Raw genomic sequence first — 16,241 nt, 5'->3', positions numbered from 1 at the left:
CTGTATCCACAGCCCCATCGCCCCCGACCCTCCCGTCGAACTCCATTCGTTCTTCTGATCGTATGGCATCGCGAATGCCGGTTGGTGCCGATGCGCGGTCGATTTTCGCCTGTTTTTCCGGCGGAATCCGGCCGGCCCAAGCCCATCGCGCGCTTGCCGCCACCGCGTCCCCTGTGGGACGGTGCGATGCTTTTTGATTTGCCCGTTCACCCGGGCATCGATTCGGCACGACCATCCGTTGTGCCGGACATACAAGGAAGAACACATGACGTTCCAGGAACTCGGCCTCCACGAAGCCCTGCTTCAAGCCATCGCAACCACCGGTTACACGGTCCCGACTTCGGTCCAGGAGCAGGCGATTCCCGCCGCGCTTGCCGGCGCCGACCTGATGGTGTCCTCGCATACCGGCAGCGGCAAGACCGCCGCCTTCACGCTTCCGAGCCTGCACCGCCTGATCGACCGCAAGCAGGCGCCCGGCGCCGGCCCGCGCGTGCTGGTGCTGACCCCGACGCGCGAACTCGCGCAGCAGGTCGAAAAAGCGGTCAAGACCTACGCCCGCAACCTGCGTTACCTGAACACCGCGTGCCTCGTCGGCGGTGCGCCGTTCTTCGCCCAGGCGAAGCTGCTGTCGCGCCCCGTCGACGTCGTCGTCGCGACGCCGGGCCGCCTCATCGATCACCTCAACCGCCGCAAGCTCAAGCTGTCCGACATCGAAGTGCTGGTGCTCGACGAAGCCGACCGCATGCTCGACATGGGCTTCGTCGAGGACATCGAGACCATCGTCGCCGCGACCCCGGCGAGCCGCCAGACGCTGCTGTTTTCGGCAACGCTCGACGGCGTCGTCGGCAACCTCGCGCGCAAGATGACGCGCAATCCGCAGCGCATCGAGATCGCCGCGACGGTCGAGAACCGCGCGAACATCGAGCAGCGCCTGCTGATGGCCGACAACATCGTGCACAAGAACCGCCTGCTCGAATCGCTGCTCGGCGGCGATGACCTGCAGCAGGCCGTCGTGTTCACGGCGACCAAGCGCGGGGCCGAGGAAGTGTCGCTGAACCTGCAGGAAAAAGGCTTTTCGGCCGCCGCGCTGCATGGCGACATGCACCAGACCGCGCGTAACCGCACGCTCGACAAGCTGCGCCAGGGCCGCATCGGCGTGCTCGTCGCGACCGACGTCGCGGCGCGCGGCATCGACGTCGCGGGCATCAGCCACGTGATCAACTTCGACGCGCCCCGCCAGGTCGAGGACTACGTGCACCGCATCGGCCGCACCGGCCGTGCCGGACGCGACGGCATCGCGATCACGTTCTCGGGGCCGCGCGAGATGGGCATCATCCGCGCGATCGAGCGCTTCACCGGCAAACCGCTGGCGGTGCATGTCATCGAAGGCCTCGAGCCGACGCAGCGCCCGTCGTCGCCGCGTCGCGCGCCGACCGGTGGCAAGCCGGGCTTCGGCGGTCGTCCGGGCGGGTCGTCGTATGGTCGTGAAAGCCGCGACAGTCGTCCGGGCGCCGGCAAGGGCTGGTCGTCGGAGTCGCCGTCCGGAAACCGCGGCGGCTACGGTCGTGACGGTGGCGCCGGTCGCAGCGAAGGCAGCCGCTTCGGCGGCGACCGTCCGGACGGCGCCCGCCGCCCGCGTCCGGCCGCTCGCGGCTGAACGACCGAGCGGGACGACCGCCCACGGGTCGTCCTTGCGACGAGGCGCGCGGCGCGTGAGCCGCCCGCGCACCTCGTCGCGCAGCCAGGCCGGCTGCTCCACGTTGTATGCCGGAATGAAAAAAGCGCGGAACCGCCACAATGCGGTTCCGCGCTTTTCGTTTTTTGGCATCGTGCCGCGCCGGTGATGGCAGCGTTGTGCGTTCCGGCGGCGCCGGACCCGGCTGCCGCGTCCGGCGCCGCCGGCTTCAGCTGCGGCCGGCGCTGACTTCGGTGGCGCGCAGCTGCGCCGCGAGCTTGTCGAGGACGCCGTTGACAAAGCGGTGGCCGTCCGTGCCGCCGTAGCCTTTCGCCAGCTCGATCGCCTCGTTGATGATGACGCGATAGGGGGTGTCGAGATTGTGCTTGAGTTCGTGCGTCGCGAGCAGCAGGATGGCGCGTTCGACCGGCGACAGTTCATGCACGGCGCGATGGATGAACGGCGCGAACTCCGCCTGCAGGTCGTCGACGTTGTTCAGCGTGCCGCGCAGCAGGCTGATGAAGAGCTCGCGGTCGGCCTTGTCGAAGCCCGAGACCTGGCTGACATGCTCCTCGATGAGCGGCATCGAGTTGGCCGAAAGCAGCCACTGGTAAATCCCCTGCAGCGCGAATTCGCGCGCCCGGCGGCGGGCAGCCTTGCCGCTCATTGGAGCTGCTTCAACAGCTTGGCCATCTCGATCGCGGTGCGGGCGCAGTCGGTGCCTTTTTCCTGCATCCGCGCGAGGGCCTGATCGTCGTCTTCGGTCGTCAGCACGCCATTGGCGATCGGTACGCCGGTGTCGAGCCCGACCCGGTTGATGCCGCTGCCCGTTTCGTTCGACACCAGCTCGAAGTGGTAGGTCTCGCCGCGGATCACCGCGCCGAGCGCGATCAGCGCATCAAAGCGGCCGCTGCGCGCCATCGCCTGTAGCGTCAGCGGGATCTCCAGCGCCCCCGGAACGGTGGCGATGCGCACCAGGTCGGGCGACACGTTCAGGCGCAGCAGCTCGGCGGTGCACGCCGACAACAGGCCTTCACAGACGTCCTGGTTGAAGCGGCTCATGACGATGCCGACGCGCAAGCCGCGGCCGTCGAGATCGGTTTCGAATTCGGGGATGTTTTCGTAGCGGGTCATTTTCGATTCTTGAACGACAAAAAGGCCGGGAGTGCGGCCGCGATGCGCGACGGCTCCGGCGCGGGAGGTTCAGGGTAACACCCTCAGGGGCGCTCGACGAAGCCGGTGATCTCGAGGCCGAAGCCGGCCATGCTCGGGATCTTGCGCGGGCTCGCGAGGAGCCGCATCTTGCCGACCTTCAGGTCGCGCAGGATCTGCGCGCCGACGCCAAAGAGGCGCGCGTCCCATTTCGCGGCGAGCGAGGGGTCGCCACGCAGGCCGGCGAGCAGCTCGCTGCCCGATTGCGGCCGATAGAGCAGCACGATGACGCCCTGTTCGGCTTCGGCCAGGCGCGCCATCGCCTGATTGACGGGGAAAGTGTGGCGGCCGCTCTCGGGATCGATGAAGTCGACGACCGAGATCGGCTCATGCACGCGCACCAGGGTTTCGCGCTCGGGGCGGATTTCGCCGTGCGAGAGCGCGAAATGCACTTCGCCGGTGGTCTTGTCTTCGAACGCGGCGAGCCGGAAGCGGCCGTACGGCGTCTCGACGTCCTTCTCGGCGACGCGCTCGACCAGGTGCTCGTTCGCGGAACGGTACTCGATGAGGTCGCGGATCGCGCCGATCTTCAGGCCGTGCTCTTTCGCGAACTCGACGAGATCCGGCAGCCGCGCCATCGTGCCGTCGTCCTTGAGGATCTCGCAGATCACCGACGCCGGTTCGAGTCCGGCGAGCGCCGCAAGGTCGCAGCCCGCTTCGGTGTGGCCGGCGCGGATCAGCACCCCCCCTTTCTGCGCCATCAGCGGGAAGATATGGCCGGGCTGGACGATGTCGGCGGCTTTCGCGTGGCGCGCGACGGCCGCCTGCACCGTGCGCGAGCGATCGTGGGCGGAAATGCCGGTCGTGACGCCTTCGGCCGCCTCGATCGAGGTCGTGAAGGCGGTGCCGTGCGGCGAGCGGTTGTCGCGCACCATCAGGTGCAGGTCGAGCTGGCGGCAGCGCGCTTCGGTCAGCGTCAGGCAGATCAGGCCGCGGCCGAACTTGGCCATGAAGTTGATCGCTTCCGGCGTCACGTGTTCGGCGGCGAGCACGAGGTCGCCTTCGTTCTCGCGGTCTTCCTCGTCGACGAGCACGACCATGCGGCCGGCGCGGATGTCCTCGATGATCTCGGTGATCGGGGCCAATGCGGTCATTGTGCGGACTCCTCGCGCCAGGCGAGCATGCGTTCGACGTAACGGGCGATGAGGTCGATCTCGAGATTGACGCGGCTGCCGGCGGCTAGATGCTTGAGATTGGTCACGGCCACGGTGTGCGGGATCAGGTTGATCGAGAATTCGCGGGCTTCGACGCGGTTCACCGTCAGGCTCACGCCGTTGACCGTGATCGAACCTTTCTTCGCGATGTAGCCGGCAAGCGTCGCAGGCGCACGGATCACGAGGTCGTGGCTCTCGCCGACCGGCGTGAAGCTCACGACTTCACCGACGCCGTCGACGTGGCCGGTGACGAGATGGCCGCCGAGGCGGTCCGCGAGGCACAGCGCCTTCTCGAGATTGACTTCGTTGCCGGCGGTGTCGAGGCCGGTGGTGCAGTTCAGCGTTTCACGCGACACGTCGAACTGCACGCGGCTGCCGTCGAGCGCGACGACGGTCAGGCAGACGCCGCTGTTCGCGATGCTGTCGCCGATCTGCACGTCGGCGAGGTCCAGCCCGTCGGCATCCACGGTCAGGCGCACGCCGTCCTGCAGGGGTTCGATACGTTCGATTCGGCCGCAGGCGGCCACGATTCCGGAAAACATGATGGAGGGACGGGCAAGTGGGGAAGCAGCGATTGTAGGCGAAAGTGGGCGAAAAACGGTGGATTGCCAATCGCTTCCCGCGCGGCCCCTTGCGCCGGGTTCAGCGCAGCGCGCGGTCGAGCAATTCGCCGAACGGTTCCGCTGCCATGAATCCGACGACTCGCAGGCCTTCGCGCTCCTTGCCGTCGCGATCGAAGAAGATCGTTCCCGGCGGGCCGAACAGCGTAAAACGCTTCAGCAGCGCCTTGTCGTCGTCGCTGTTCGCGGTGACGTCGGCTTTCAGCAGCAGCATTCGGTCCATGCGCGCCTGCACTGCGCCGTCGCTGAACGTGAAGCGCTCCATCTCCTTGCACGACACGCACCAGTCGGCGTAGAAATCCAGCATCACCGGCCGATCGGCCGACGCGAGGCGCGCGTCGAGCTCGGCGACGGACGCGACTTTCTCGAAACGCGGCGCAGTCGCGACGGACGCCGACGCTTCCGCCCGCAGCACCGCGAGCGGCTGCAGCGGGTCGCGCGAGCCCGCCAGCGCGCCGACGAACATCGCCGCCCCGGCGATCAGCATGACGACGCCGGTGCCTTTCCAGAAGCGCGCCCAGCCTTTCGCGTGCGCCGGCAGCGGGTCGATCGCGTGCAGGAAGATGCCCGAGAACAGCAGCAGCGCCGCCCACGCGAGCATCGTCACGAACGCCGGGACGACCGGTGTCAGCAGCCACACTGCGACGGCGAGCAGCATCACGCCGAACGCTTTCCTGACGCCTTCCATCCACGGGCCGACTTTCGGCAGCACCGAACGCGCGGCGACACCGACTGCGATCAACGGTGCGCCCATGCCGAGCGCCATGACGAACAGGGCGACTCCGCCGAGCGTCGCGTTGCCGGTCTGCGCGATGTAGAGCAGCGCCCCGGCGAGCGGCGCGGCGACGCACGGCCCGACGATCAGCGCCGACAGCACGCCCATGATCGCGACGCCGCCGAGACTGCCGCCTTTCTGGTGGTTCGCGGTCGAGCTCAGGCGGCTTTGCAGCGCGTTCGGCAGTTGCAGCTCGTAGAAGCCGAACATCGACAGCGACAGCAGCACGAACACCAGCGCGAAGGCGCCGAGCACCCACGCGTTCTGCAGCGCTACCGACAGCAGCGTGCCGGAGATGCCCGCCGCGACCCCGGCCGCGGCATAGGCCGTCGCCATGCCGAGCACGTACACGAGCGACAGCGCGAAAGCCCGTCCGCGCGAGATGTGGTGGCCATGGCCGACGATGACGCCCGAGATGATCGGGATCATCGGAAAAGTGCAGGGCGTGAAAGCGAGCAGCAGGCCGAAGCCGAAGAAGCTCAACAGGATCAGCGGTACGCTCGCGTCGCGCAGCAGGCCGGCAATGCGCCCGCTTTCGTCGCCGCTCGGCGCCGTCCCGGAGCTTGCGCCCGCCGTGTTGCCGGGCGACAGGAGGCGGTCGATCAGGCTGCCGCCCGCCGCTACCGGCGTCGCCGTCAGGTCGATGTCGGTGCTCTGCTGCAGCGGCGGGTAGCAGATGCCGCCGTCCCAGCAGCCCTGGCTCGTCGCGGTCAGGCGGAACGCGGTGACGCCTTCGGCTGCGGTGACCGGCAGCAGGATCCTGATCTTGTCGCGGTAAGTCTCGACATCGCCGAAGAATTCGTCGTGCCTGATCTTGCCCGGCGCGCGTTCCGGAATGCCCAGTTGCACGGCCGGCGGGTCGGCGGTGAACTTGAACTTGTCGCCGTAAAGGTAGTAGTCGTCGGCGATGTCGAACGTGATCTCGACGGTGGCGGGATCGAGCGCGCGAGCAGCGAAGCGGAAGGCTTTTTCGGGTTCGATCGGGCTGCCTTGCGCGAATGTCGGCGGGAGCAGGGCAAGCAGGCTGGCCAGGGCGGCCAGCAGTAACAGGAGGCGGCGCATCGGTTCGGGAAGGGTGTCGGAATTAGTCGGATTCTGGGGCGTGGCCGGCAACGGAGCCTGAACCAGGATCAAGCTGTCCGAAGATGACGCACTGCGCGCGATCACGGGGTCGGTCTGTGCCCGGTGGATGCCAGAGCCGTCTCTGCGGCCACCCAGTCGAGATAAGCAGGCAGACCCCGCACAACAGGGACCGCGATGATCTCCGGAAGTTCGTATGGGTGCGCGGCGCGGACCGCGGCTTCGAGCGCCGCGTAGCGGTCGGCACTCGTCTTGATGAGCAACGGAACTTCCGCAGCCTCTTCGATCGCGTCGTGCCAGCGATAAACGGAACGGCAGGGCGCGAGCATGTTCACGCACGCGGCGAGCCGCTTTTCGACGAGATGAGACGCGAGCGCACGGGCACTCGCCTCGTCGGGAAGATTCGTCAGGACGACAAGCACTTCGTTCATTCGCGGGCTCCGGAGCGAAAAATGCCGATTGTCACCGACCCGGCCACGTGCGGTAACACCAGCAACCCGGTAACCACTCGGCCGGGAACCGGAAGGGGGCAAGCGGCCCGACCCTTTTCAACCCTCGGCGGCCGGCTTGACGAGCGTCACGGGGATCGTGGAGCGCTTCAGCACCTCGTGTGCCACCGAGCCGAGCACCCTCTGCAGCAGCGCGGTGCGCCCGTGGGAGCCCATGACGACCTTGTCGAAACCGTGTTCCTTCGCGTAGCGGGTGATTGTGTCCGCGACATGGCCGACCGCGACGTGGTGGGTGTAGGGAACGTGCGCTTCGTCGAGGATGTGGCGCGCGGGGGCGAGCGCCGCGAGCCCTTCGTCGCGATGGTAATCCTCGAGCTCCTCCGGGCTGACGAACAGCCGCGCATGGCCCGAGTCGATCGGAATCTGCACGTTGAGGAGGTGGATGTCCAGCTGTGCGTCGCTGCGATAGAGCGCCAGCACGTGCGCCACGGCGCGGTTCGCGTTGTCCGATCCATCCACGGGTACGAGCACTTTCATCATCGCCATCGCAATCTCCTTTACTTGTCGCCCGGGCGCCCGGCGCGCGGGTCGTCGACCGCCAGTTCGACCAGCGGCGGCGGCGCCGCGCCACGCCTGGCGAGCCAGCTGCCGAGCACGACGACGAACGCCGCGCCGATCACCGACGTCGCATAGTGCAGCCACGACGGCATCTCTTCGACCCACGGCCTGACCGTCACGTCTCCGACCAGCATGCCACCGGCGATCCAGCCGAGCAGCGCCGCGCCGAGCGTGATGACGGCGGGGAAGCGGTCCATCAGCTTGAGCACGAACTTGCTGCCCCACACGATGATCGGGATGCTGATGACGATGCCGAACACCACCAGCCCGAGATTGCCTTTCGCCGCGCCGGCCACCGCGATGACGTTGTCGAGGCTCATGACCGCGTCGGCGATGATGATCGTGCGGATCGCGCCGAGCAGGTGCGGCGCGCCCTCGACGCCCGAGTGGCTGTCGCCTTCCTCCGGCTGCATCAGCTTGACGCCGATCCACAGCAAGAGCAGCGCGCCGACGATCTTCAGGAACGGCAGTTCGAGCAACTGCAGCGCGAAGAAGATCAGCACGATGCGCAGCGCGATCGCGCCGACGACGCCCCACGCGATGCCCTTGCTGCGCTGGTGCTCGGGCAGCTTGCGGCACGCCAGCGCGATGACCACCGCGTTGTCGCCGCCGAGCAGGATGTCGATCGCGATGATCTGCAGCACCGACACCCAGAATGCGCCGTCGGTCATGAATTCGAACACGTGTGAACTCCTTGCTGATGGGGGCCGGCCGGCGCCGCGTGCCGCTCCGTAGTCGCTATGTTCCGCACGGTACGCGCGCTTGGCAATCCGTATATGCCGCAGGCAGGCCGCAGCTGTGCGCGGCGCAGGAAAATGCGTGGAACTTTGACTCTGCCGGCCGTTCAGATCGTGCGGCGCTGCCGTCCCTGGCGCGGGCTCGAGGCTACTGCGCGCCGCATACTCCGATGCCGCCATCCGTTTTCGACATCCTCGCCGAACAGCGCATCGCCGAAGCCATCCGGCGCGGCGAATTCGACAGCCTGCCCGGCGCGGGGCGCCCCCTCCATCTTGACGACGAACCGCTGGTGTCGCCGGAACAGCGGATGGCGAACCGGATACTGAAGAACGCCGGCTTCGCCCCGGCCGAGATCATGCTGCGCCGCGAAATCGCCGTGCTGCGCGGGCAACTGGCCGACAGCGACGGCAGCGAGCGCGACGACATCAAGCGGCGCCTCGCCCGGCTGGTCGCGGCGCTCGGCATGATGTCGCGCCGGTGATCGGCGCTTCGTGCAGTCGTCCGGAGGTCTGAAAGGTCAGGGCAGCTTGACCGCCTCGATCTTCGCCTTTGCGCCGATCCCCAGCGTCGTCGGCAGCGACACGTAATGGGCGCGGCTGGTGACGTTGTCGTCATGGACCGCGAAGCCGACGTTATACACGCCGCCTTCGGCCAGCGCCTTGTCGTCACTGTTCGCGAGGCCGAGCGGGCGGATGATGACGACGGTCCAGACGCCGTCCTGCCAGCTGCCCGAAGCCTTGTTGTCGGCCGCCGAACCGCTCGCCTGCGCCGCGCTGAGGACATACTGCGGCAGCATGTCGCCCTCCTTCCAGCCTGCGGCCGCGTCGAAGGGCACGGCGTTGCCGCCCTGGACGAGAATGTGTTCCTTCTTGAACACCTGCTCGGCGGTGACGGCCTTGCCTCCGGCCTTTGCCGCGTCGAACATGAACTTCGGCTGCCTGGTCTCCTTGTCCAGGTTCGCGGCAAAAGGGTTCTTGCCGGCGTCGAAATTGCGGTATTCGAGGACGTAGCCGTCGTCGGCCATGCCGACCGGATTGCTGCGGTGCGCGCGCCACTGGATCAGGTCGACGAAGCCGCCCGCGGCCTTGAGGCGCTCGATCTCGGCGAGCGGCTTGCCGGTTTTCCAGTCGAGCGGGTCGGTGCGCGTCGCCGGCAGGTATTTGCGCACGTCGGTTTTCTTGATCGCCGCCAGCAGCGGGTTGGCCGCCGCTTCCTCGCTGCTCGCCTGCCCGCGGGTGTCGCGCTCGCCATCGTGGCACGTCAGCCAGCACCCCTGCTCGGCGAACAGCGGCACCTTGCCGTCGTCGAGCATGATCGACACGCGGTCTTCATAGATCGCCGGTTGCTTGCCGTCGCGGACCTCCTGCTTGAGACGCGGGCCGCCGTACGCTTTCCACTCCTTGCCGTCGAAACGGTAATACGGGTATTCGACGCCGGGCCACGCGCCTTTCGTTTTCCACTGCAGGCGCAGGTACGCGTTTCGCGTGTCGTAAGCGGCCTGGACCGTCAGAACAGCGTGATCTCTTCGGCGGGAACCTTCGACCAGTCGATGGTCGCCGGATCGGCTGCGATCGAGGGGCCGGCGGTGAGGGCAGCGCAAATCGCGGTCAGGGCGGTCAGTGCAAGCTTGTTCATGGCGTCTCCTGGTGTGAAGAAGGATTCGGGCGCCGGTTGCGTGGCGCTGCTGCCGAGATATGCCGACCAGCATAATACCGATGCTGTCGACGCGGCAGATTCATGACGAACGCGTTGACTCCGGGCAGCCGGGGTCGGGTCGATGAGCCGGGTCAGGCCGCTACTTGAGAAGCCGCCGCCGCGTCAGCGCGAGCGCCAGCCAGAAGGCTGCGGCGCCGTAGCCGGCGATGACGGAAAGATGCAGGGCGACGTGCTCCGGCAGCCGTCCGAGCAGCAGCGGCCGGGCGAGTTCGATCGCGTGCGTCAGCGGCAGCAGCGTCGCGGCGGCCCGCAGCGCAGGGGGGAGCTGTTCGATCGGGAAGAACACGCCCGACACCAGCGTCATCGGCGTGATGAACAGCGTGAAGTAATACATGAAGAAGTCGTAGCTTGGCGCGAGCGCCGTCATCACCAGGCCGAGTGCGGCGAACGCGAGGCCGACGAGGAAGATCAGCGGCAGCAGCCACAGCACGTAACGGGTGTCGACGAGCCCGAAGGCCGAGATCACGAGCAGGATCGCGGCGCCCGACAGCAGCGCTTTCGACGCCGCCCACACCAGCTCGGCGAACACGACGTCGTCGAGGTCGATCGGCGCATTCATGATCGCTTCCCAGGTCTTCTGCACGTGCATGCGCGAGAAGCCGGAATACAGCACTTCGAACGACGCGGCGTTCATCGTCGAATAGCACACCATGCCCGCCGCGAGAAAGCTGATGTAGCGCACGCCGCCGACTTCGGGCACCAGCATGCCGATGCCGAAGCCGAGGCCGAACAGGTAGATCACCGGGTCGGCGAGGTTGCCGAGCACCGACGGCAGCGCGAGCTTGCGCCAGACGAGGAAATTGCGCCGCCATACCGGGATGAAGCGGCGCGAGAGTTGCGGCGCGCGCCAGGAACTCGCTGAGGTCGGCATCGATTCGCTCCGGTCAGTCCCTGAGCTCGCGCCCGGTGAGCTTGAGGAACACGTCTTCGAGGTTCGCCGGGCGGTGCAGGTAACGCAGGCCGGCCTGCGCGGACAGGTGTGCGAGCAGCGGCGCCGCGTCCTCGACGTAGCAGAAGGCGGTCTCGCCGCTGACTTCGAAGCGCCGCGCGAACGCCGCGGCGTGTCGGGCGGCCCACGCTTCGGCGCCGCCCGCGGCACCGCCGCCGTTCCAGTCGCCGTAGACCTCGACGACCTGCGGCTCGATCTGCGCGGCGATGACGTCGCGCGGGCTGCCTTCGGTCAGCATGCGTCCGGCGTCGAGAATCGCGAGGCGGTCGGCGAGGCGCTCGGCCTCGTCCATGAAATGGGTCGTCAGCAGGATCGTCGTGCCGGCGCGGCTCAGGTGCTTGAGGCGTTCCCAGATCAGGTGGCGCGCCTGCGGATCGAGGCCGGTGGTCGGCTCGTCGAGGATCAGCAGGTCGGGGCGGTTGACCAGCGCGCGGGCGAGCGTCAGGCGCCGCTTCATGCCGCCCGACAGCGCCTGGATGCGCGCGTCGCGCTTGCCCTCGAGGCCTGCGAACGCGAGCAGCTCCGGGATGCGCGCGCGGATCGTCGCCTCGTCGAGGCCGAAATAGCGGCCGTAGACGATCAGGTTCTCGGCGCACGTGAAATCGGGGTCGAGGCTGTCCTGCTGCGGCACGATGCCGACGCGCATGCGCGCTTCCCGCGCGCGCGCCGGCACCGGCAGGCCGGCGAGTCGGATCTCGCCGGCGGACGGCGCGGTGAGCCCGAGCGCGCAGCGCAGCGTCGTCGTCTTGCCGGCGCCGTTCGGGCCGAGCAGCGTGAAGCACTCGCCGCGTCGCAGCTCGAGGTCGATGCCGGCGACCACCTCGGTGTCGCCGTAGCGCTTGCGCAGGCCGCGGATCGACAGCGGGGAGGCCGGCGACCGGCTCGCGAGCGTCAGGGGACGATCCGCCTGCACCGGCTCTCCGGAAAAGTCCGTCCTCGCAAGATGCACTGCATCATCATCCTACCGGCGGCTTGGTGTCGGTGAAGCTCGGGCGGGCGAACAGGCGTGCGGCCAGTGCTGCCAGCGCGGGGTGCGCGGCGCGCCAGTCGTAGTCCGGATGGCGCAGGTCGAGGTAGGCCAGCGCCGTGCCGGCGGCGATGTCGCCGAGGCTCAGGCTGTCGCCGTGCAGCCAGTGACGACCGGTCGCGCGCCGCTCGAGCTCGTCCAGCGCCCGGCCGATCTTGCCCGTCTGGTGCGCGATCTCGTCGTCGCTGCGCTTCGCCTCGGGGCGGCGCGACTCGAGCACCATCGCGACGGCCGCATCGGTGATGCCGTCGGCGAGCGCCTCGATCTGTCGCACCCGCACCGCGTCGATCGGTTCGTGCGGCAGCAGGTGGGGGGAAACGTTGAGGGTTTCGAGGTAGCCGGCGATGACGGGGGAATCGAAGAACACTTCGCCGCCGTCGGTGAGCAGCGCCGGCACCTTGCCGAGCGGGTTCACGGAAGGGATGCGCGTGTTCACTTCCCACGGCGAATCGACGACGAGCTCGAACGGCAGTCCTTTTTCGGCAAGGATGATGCGGATCTTGCGCGCGTACGGGCTGGTGAGCGAGGCGAAAAGCTTCATTGCGGCGATCTCCTTGAGGGCGGGTGCCCGGGCACTGTTCAGCGCGGCGCCCAGGCGCGCGCGATGATGTCGCGGATCAGATGCAGCTTGCCGTGGAAGAAATGGTCGGCGCCCGGGACGACGACGATCGGCAGTTCCTGCGGTCGCGCCCAGTCGAGCACGTTCGCCAGCGCGACGTTCTCGTCCTCGGCGCCGTGGATCACCAGCGTATCCTTCGGCACCGCTTCGGTGGTGTAGCTGCGCGCACCGCGCACTTCGCCGGTCGCGGTGCCGACCAGCACGATGCGCTCGGCCGGCGTCAGGCTGTCGGCGAGCCGTTTCGCGACCCGCGTCTGGACGAAGGCGCCGAACGAGAATCCGCCCAGCGCGATCGGCAGGCTGCCCCAGCGCGATTGCGCCCACGCGATCACCGACAGCATGTCCTCGGTCTCGGCGTCGCCATGGTCGTGCGCGCCCTCGCTCTTGCCGACGCCGCGGAAGTTCGGCCGGATCGTGGCGTAGCCGAGTTCGCGCAGGCTGCGGGCGAGCGTGTGGGCGATCTTGTTCGTGTTCGCGCCGCCGAACAGCGGGTGCGGATGGCACACCAGCGCGATGCCGCGGATCGTCCCGGGGACGTCGATCAGCGCCTCGATCGCGCCGTCCGGGCCGCGCAGCAGCACGCTTTCGCTCGCCTGCGGCCGGCTCATGCGGCGTCCGGCAGGCGCAGGCGGGTCACGATGCGGCCATGGACGAGGTGCTCGTCGATGATCTCGTCGATGTCTTCCTTGTCGATATACGTGTACCAGACGTTGTCGGGGTACACGACGAGCACCGGGCCTTCGTCGCAGCGGTCGAGACAGCCGGCCTTGTTGATGCGGATCTTGCCGCGGCCCTTGAGGCCGAGCGCCGCGATGCGGTCCTTCGCATACGTCTGCATCCCGGTGGCGTTGTGGTTGTTGCAGCAGGTGTCGCCGGGTTCGCGCTGGTTGCAGCAGAAGAAAACGTGGTGCTTGAAGTAGCTCATCGACGGTCTCCGGTCGGGGAAGGTGGCCGGCGCCGCAACGCCGGACCGGCTTCGGGCCGATTATAGCTGCGGGACAATCATCCCCGCGCGGTTCAGCGCCCGGCCAGGTGTTCGCCGCGCCACAGGCCGATCGCGGACAGGTAGGACAGCGCGAGAAACGGCCACAGGTTCGCCGTGAGCCGGGTCAGACCGTGGAAGTTGAGGAAATTTCCCTGCGGCAGCGACGCCAGCCCGAGCATGAAATACGGGTTGTCGGGGAGCAGGTTCGTCAGCGTCGTCGCCGCCAGCATCGTCACGCCCGCGAGCGCGTGCTGGTGCAGGCGCGGCAGCATCAGCGCCGCCGCCAGCAGCGGCACGCCGTACAGCAGCCCGCGGGTGGTGCCGGGCGTGAGCCACACCAGCGCCGCGCCGGGGGCGAAGAACGACGCGGTCGCAACGGTCTTCGCGGCAAGCCCGAGCAGCAACAGCAGCGCAACCGGCAGCGGACTGGCCGCCTGCATCATGCAGCGGCAGAAAAGGCCGACGGCGACGATGCTCACGGCGACGACGACCGATTCGAGCAGGATGAAGCGTTCGGGATCGAAATGCAGGGGCGTCGGCAGGCCGAGCAGCTGGCGCAGGTCGCCGCTGCCGAACAGCAGGCTGTCGGGCATCAGCTGCGCGAGCAGCCACAGGCCCAGCAGCATCAGGCCGAGGTCGCCCGAGTGGCCGGGAATGATGCGTTCGGAGCGCCAGCGGTGCAGCCAGCCGCGCTCGTCGAACAGCGCATGGCCCCAGCGCGCGCCGGCGAGCGCGCCGATCAGGCCGCCGAGGACGTTGAACCCGAGGTCGATGTTCGACGACACGCGGGTCGGCAGGAAATTCTGCGTGACTTCCATCGAGAAGCTCAGCACGCCGGCGATCAGCGTCGCGACCACGACTGCGCCGGCGCGCCCGAGGCGCTCGGGGAGCGCCGGCGCGAGCACGAAGCCGAACGGCACGAAGCCGAGCAGGTTGAGCGCGAGATCGGCGTAGCGGAAATACTTCGGCCACGGCGCGAACAGGAAGTCCAGCGGTGGCAGGCCCGTCGGCTTCCACCCGGCGAGCGGGTGCAGGCAGGCGTAGACGATCAGCAGTCCGTACGCGAAGGCGAGGTGGCGCGGCAGGGTGGGAACGGCGCGCGCGGCGGGCATCGGCAGGTCCGGGCGAAGAATCTGGGAAGCCGATTCTATCCCGGACGCCGGGGCGGGGACGTCGTCCCCGCTGCAGCGGATCAAACGGTGGGCGTCAGGCGGCTGTCCGCGCAGCGGTGGCGGGTGAGGGGGTTGAGCCGGCGCAGCACGTTGGCTGGCGCATATTCCTTCTGCAGCGCGTCCCAGTCCACGGCGTCGAGTGTGTTCTTCACCAGCAGGCCGAGGTCTGTGTCGCCTTCGGTCAGCAGCCGGCGGCCGAAGAACAGCGTATCGGCATCTTCCTCGCGCAGCGCGAGCGCAAGGTAGTCGCGGACGTTCGCGGTCAGCGTGAGATCGGGCGTGCCGCGGCCGGACAGCGGACGAAAGCCGCGCGCGTCGAGCGTGAAGTCGAGCGTCAGCCCGGCGTCGCGGACCTTGATGCGCAGGTGCCGGCCGCTCAGCGGTTCGAGGTTCTCGCGTGGCAGGATGCGCCCGAGCGCGAGGTTCAGCGCGGTGGTCAGTGCGAACGTCGGCGGGCGCTGCGGCAGACGGGCGGCAAGGCGCGCGAGCGGCGCGGGCAGCGTGAAGGCCGGGAGGCGAAGCGTAGTCATCGGGATGGACTCCAGGAAGGCGGATTCAGGATGGAACGTATTGTTCCACACCCGGACGGCCGTGCCAGAAACCATTGCACGGCGCCTCGACCATGCATTCGGCGCTGCGGCGGAAAGCTTCCTGCGGGGCGAGCCGCCCGACGGCCGATTCGCGGAACAGCTCCAGCACCCGGATCGTATGCTCGCCCTGCGGACTCACCCGCACGACCTGCGCCGAACGCCGCACCGACGACAGGTCGGCGAGCAGGTTATGCACGCGCGCCGATTGCGTCTGCACGCCGTTGAGCGTCAGGAAAGGTTCGCCTTCGCGCGTGCGCAGCACCAGGCCGTCGCTCATGCCGAGGCAGCGGAATTCGCAGGTGTCCTTCTGCAGGTTGAAGTGGCGCGCGGTGAAGCAGCGCGCCGAATGCGCGAGCGGCAGCCGGCCCCACGCGAGCACCTCGGTCTTGATCTGCGGCGCGCCCGACGCGAGCAGCTCGGCGAGCACCGCGCCCGACATCTCCGGCGGCGCGACCCAGCGCGTCGCGCCCGACTCGGCCAGCAGCGCAAGCGTGTGCGGATTGAAGATGTTCAGCGTCGGCCCGGCGATCCAGTCGCGTCGGCCGGCACCGGTCAGCAGGTGCACGGCCGACATGTCGTTCGCCTCGACGCGGAAATCGGCCTGGGCGACGATGCGGCGCAATGCCTTGAGATCGGATTCGGATTCGATCAGCGACTGCGACGACAGCACGACTTCCTTGCCGGCCGCCCGCAGCATCGCGGCGACCTCGAGCCAGTCGTCGAGGCGCAGCTCGTGGCGGCGCGAGCACACGGTCTCGCCGACATAGACGACGTCGGCTGGGCTGTCGGCGACCTGCGCATAGAAGTCGAGCGTCGCCTGGCGCGGCCAGTAATAAAGGAGGGGTCCGAGAGCGAGTTTCAT

Annotated in this window: 20 protein-coding genes; 2 read left to right on the top strand and 18 right to left on the bottom strand. The window is 68.3% G+C overall.

The window, feature by feature from the left end; translation table 11 throughout:
* Nucleotides 1-265 precede the first annotated feature (265 nt).
* Entirely contained in the window at nt 266-1,657 is a 1,392-nt protein-coding gene (locus tag GO606_RS03440) for a DEAD/DEAH box helicase (protein WP_169118431.1), read from the top strand.
* A 247-nt stretch (nt 1,658-1,904) separates the two neighbouring features.
* Here the strand turns inward: GO606_RS03440 and nusB are convergent, their stop codons facing one another.
* From nusB to GO606_RS03400, 8 genes are all read right to left on the bottom strand, one after another.
* A complete protein-coding gene (gene nusB, locus GO606_RS03435) occupies nt 1,905-2,342 on the bottom strand; it encodes a transcription antitermination factor NusB (RefSeq protein WP_169118432.1) in 438 nt (145 codons plus the stop codon).
* Nucleotides 2,339-2,809: a 6,7-dimethyl-8-ribityllumazine synthase gene (gene ribH / locus GO606_RS03430; RefSeq protein WP_169118433.1), complete on the bottom strand. Its 471-nt coding sequence runs from the start codon at nt 2,807-2,809 to the stop codon at nt 2,339-2,341. Before ribH ends, nusB begins: the two co-directional genes overlap by 4 nt.
* 83 nt (nt 2,810-2,892) lie before the next feature.
* Nucleotides 2,893-3,981, bottom strand: coding sequence for a bifunctional 3,4-dihydroxy-2-butanone-4-phosphate synthase/GTP cyclohydrolase II (gene ribBA / locus GO606_RS03425; protein WP_169118434.1), 1,089 nt, complete (start codon nt 3,979-3,981; stop codon nt 2,893-2,895).
* The gene (locus GO606_RS03420; RefSeq protein WP_169118435.1) at nt 3,978-4,583 is read right to left on the bottom strand and encodes a riboflavin synthase; all 606 of its coding nucleotides are present in this window, start codon (nt 4,581-4,583) and stop codon (nt 3,978-3,980) included. Before GO606_RS03420 ends, ribBA begins: the two co-directional genes overlap by 4 nt.
* A 100-nt stretch (nt 4,584-4,683) precedes the next feature.
* A complete protein-coding gene (gene dsbD / locus GO606_RS03415) occupies nt 4,684-6,498 on the bottom strand; it encodes a protein-disulfide reductase DsbD (RefSeq protein ID WP_169118436.1) in 1,815 nt (604 codons plus the stop codon).
* A gap of 101 nt (nt 6,499-6,599) precedes the next feature.
* Nucleotides 6,600-6,947 (bottom strand): divalent-cation tolerance protein CutA, encoded by a 348-nt coding sequence (gene cutA / locus GO606_RS03410; protein WP_169118437.1) that lies wholly within the window; start codon nt 6,945-6,947, stop codon nt 6,600-6,602.
* A gap of 117 nt (nt 6,948-7,064) precedes the next feature.
* Complete coding sequence (locus GO606_RS03405) at nt 7,065-7,511, bottom strand: universal stress protein (protein WP_246979330.1); 447 nt, start codon at nt 7,509-7,511, stop codon at nt 7,065-7,067.
* 11 nt (nt 7,512-7,522) lie between these two features.
* The gene (locus GO606_RS03400) at nt 7,523-8,266 is read right to left on the bottom strand and encodes a TerC family protein (RefSeq protein ID WP_169118438.1); all 744 of its coding nucleotides are present in this window, start codon (nt 8,264-8,266) and stop codon (nt 7,523-7,525) included.
* Nucleotides 8,267-8,490: 224 nt separating this feature from the next.
* On the opposite strand from GO606_RS03400, the gene GO606_RS03395 reads away from it, so the two are divergent.
* Nucleotides 8,491-8,802 (top strand): DnaJ family domain-containing protein, encoded by a 312-nt coding sequence (locus tag GO606_RS03395; RefSeq protein WP_169118439.1) that lies wholly within the window; start codon nt 8,491-8,493, stop codon nt 8,800-8,802.
* Between the two features lie 36 nt (nt 8,803-8,838).
* Here GO606_RS03395 and GO606_RS03390 read toward each other — a convergent pair whose 3' ends face one another.
* From GO606_RS03390 to GO606_RS03350, 10 genes are all read right to left on the bottom strand, one after another.
* On the bottom strand, nt 8,839-9,831 hold the full coding sequence (locus GO606_RS03390; protein ID WP_246979357.1) for an ethylbenzene dehydrogenase-related protein: 993 nt from the start codon (nt 9,829-9,831) through the stop codon (nt 8,839-8,841).
* The gene (locus GO606_RS21915) at nt 9,828-9,956 is read right to left on the bottom strand and encodes a hypothetical protein (protein WP_281503911.1); all 129 of its coding nucleotides are present in this window, start codon (nt 9,954-9,956) and stop codon (nt 9,828-9,830) included. The genes GO606_RS03390 and GO606_RS21915 overlap by 4 nt, the downstream gene beginning before the upstream one ends.
* 160 nt (nt 9,957-10,116) lie before the next feature.
* Nucleotides 10,117-10,908, bottom strand: coding sequence for an ABC transporter permease (locus GO606_RS03385; protein ID WP_169118441.1), 792 nt, complete (start codon nt 10,906-10,908; stop codon nt 10,117-10,119).
* Nucleotides 10,909-10,921: 13 nt separating this feature from the next.
* On the bottom strand, nt 10,922-11,899 hold the full coding sequence (locus tag GO606_RS03380; RefSeq protein ID WP_246979356.1) for an ATP-binding cassette domain-containing protein: 978 nt from the start codon (nt 11,897-11,899) through the stop codon (nt 10,922-10,924).
* A 43-nt stretch (nt 11,900-11,942) separates the two neighbouring features.
* Nucleotides 11,943-12,554 carry a glutathione S-transferase gene (locus GO606_RS03375; RefSeq protein WP_169118442.1) on the bottom strand — a complete coding sequence of 204 codons (612 nt, stop codon included), beginning with the start codon at nt 12,552-12,554 and terminating at the stop codon, nt 11,943-11,945.
* Nucleotides 12,555-12,592: 38 nt separating this feature from the next.
* Nucleotides 12,593-13,240 carry an alpha/beta hydrolase gene (locus GO606_RS03370; protein ID WP_169118443.1) on the bottom strand — a complete coding sequence of 216 codons (648 nt, stop codon included), beginning with the start codon at nt 13,238-13,240 and terminating at the stop codon, nt 12,593-12,595.
* The gene (locus tag GO606_RS03365) at nt 13,237-13,557 is read right to left on the bottom strand and encodes a (2Fe-2S) ferredoxin domain-containing protein (protein ID WP_011237845.1); all 321 of its coding nucleotides are present in this window, start codon (nt 13,555-13,557) and stop codon (nt 13,237-13,239) included. Before GO606_RS03365 ends, GO606_RS03370 begins: the two co-directional genes overlap by 4 nt.
* 92 nt (nt 13,558-13,649) lie before the next feature.
* A complete protein-coding gene (locus tag GO606_RS03360; protein ID WP_169118444.1) occupies nt 13,650-14,729 on the bottom strand; it encodes a VanZ family protein in 1,080 nt (359 codons plus the stop codon).
* Nucleotides 14,730-14,809: 80 nt separating this feature from the next.
* Complete coding sequence (gene ubiT / locus GO606_RS03355) at nt 14,810-15,319, bottom strand: ubiquinone anaerobic biosynthesis accessory factor UbiT (RefSeq protein ID WP_169118445.1); 510 nt, start codon at nt 15,317-15,319, stop codon at nt 14,810-14,812.
* Between the two features lie 25 nt (nt 15,320-15,344).
* Nucleotides 15,345-16,241, bottom strand: coding sequence for a U32 family peptidase (locus GO606_RS03350; RefSeq protein WP_169118463.1), 897 nt, complete (start codon nt 16,239-16,241; stop codon nt 15,345-15,347).

Origin of the sequence: Aromatoleum anaerobium (assembly GCF_012910705.2) — a bacterium.
In the GTDB taxonomy this organism is placed as follows: domain Bacteria; phylum Pseudomonadota; class Gammaproteobacteria; order Burkholderiales; family Rhodocyclaceae; genus Aromatoleum; species Aromatoleum anaerobium.
Note: the sequence above shows the minus strand (reverse complement) of the source record. Positions and strands in the feature narration are given on the sequence as shown.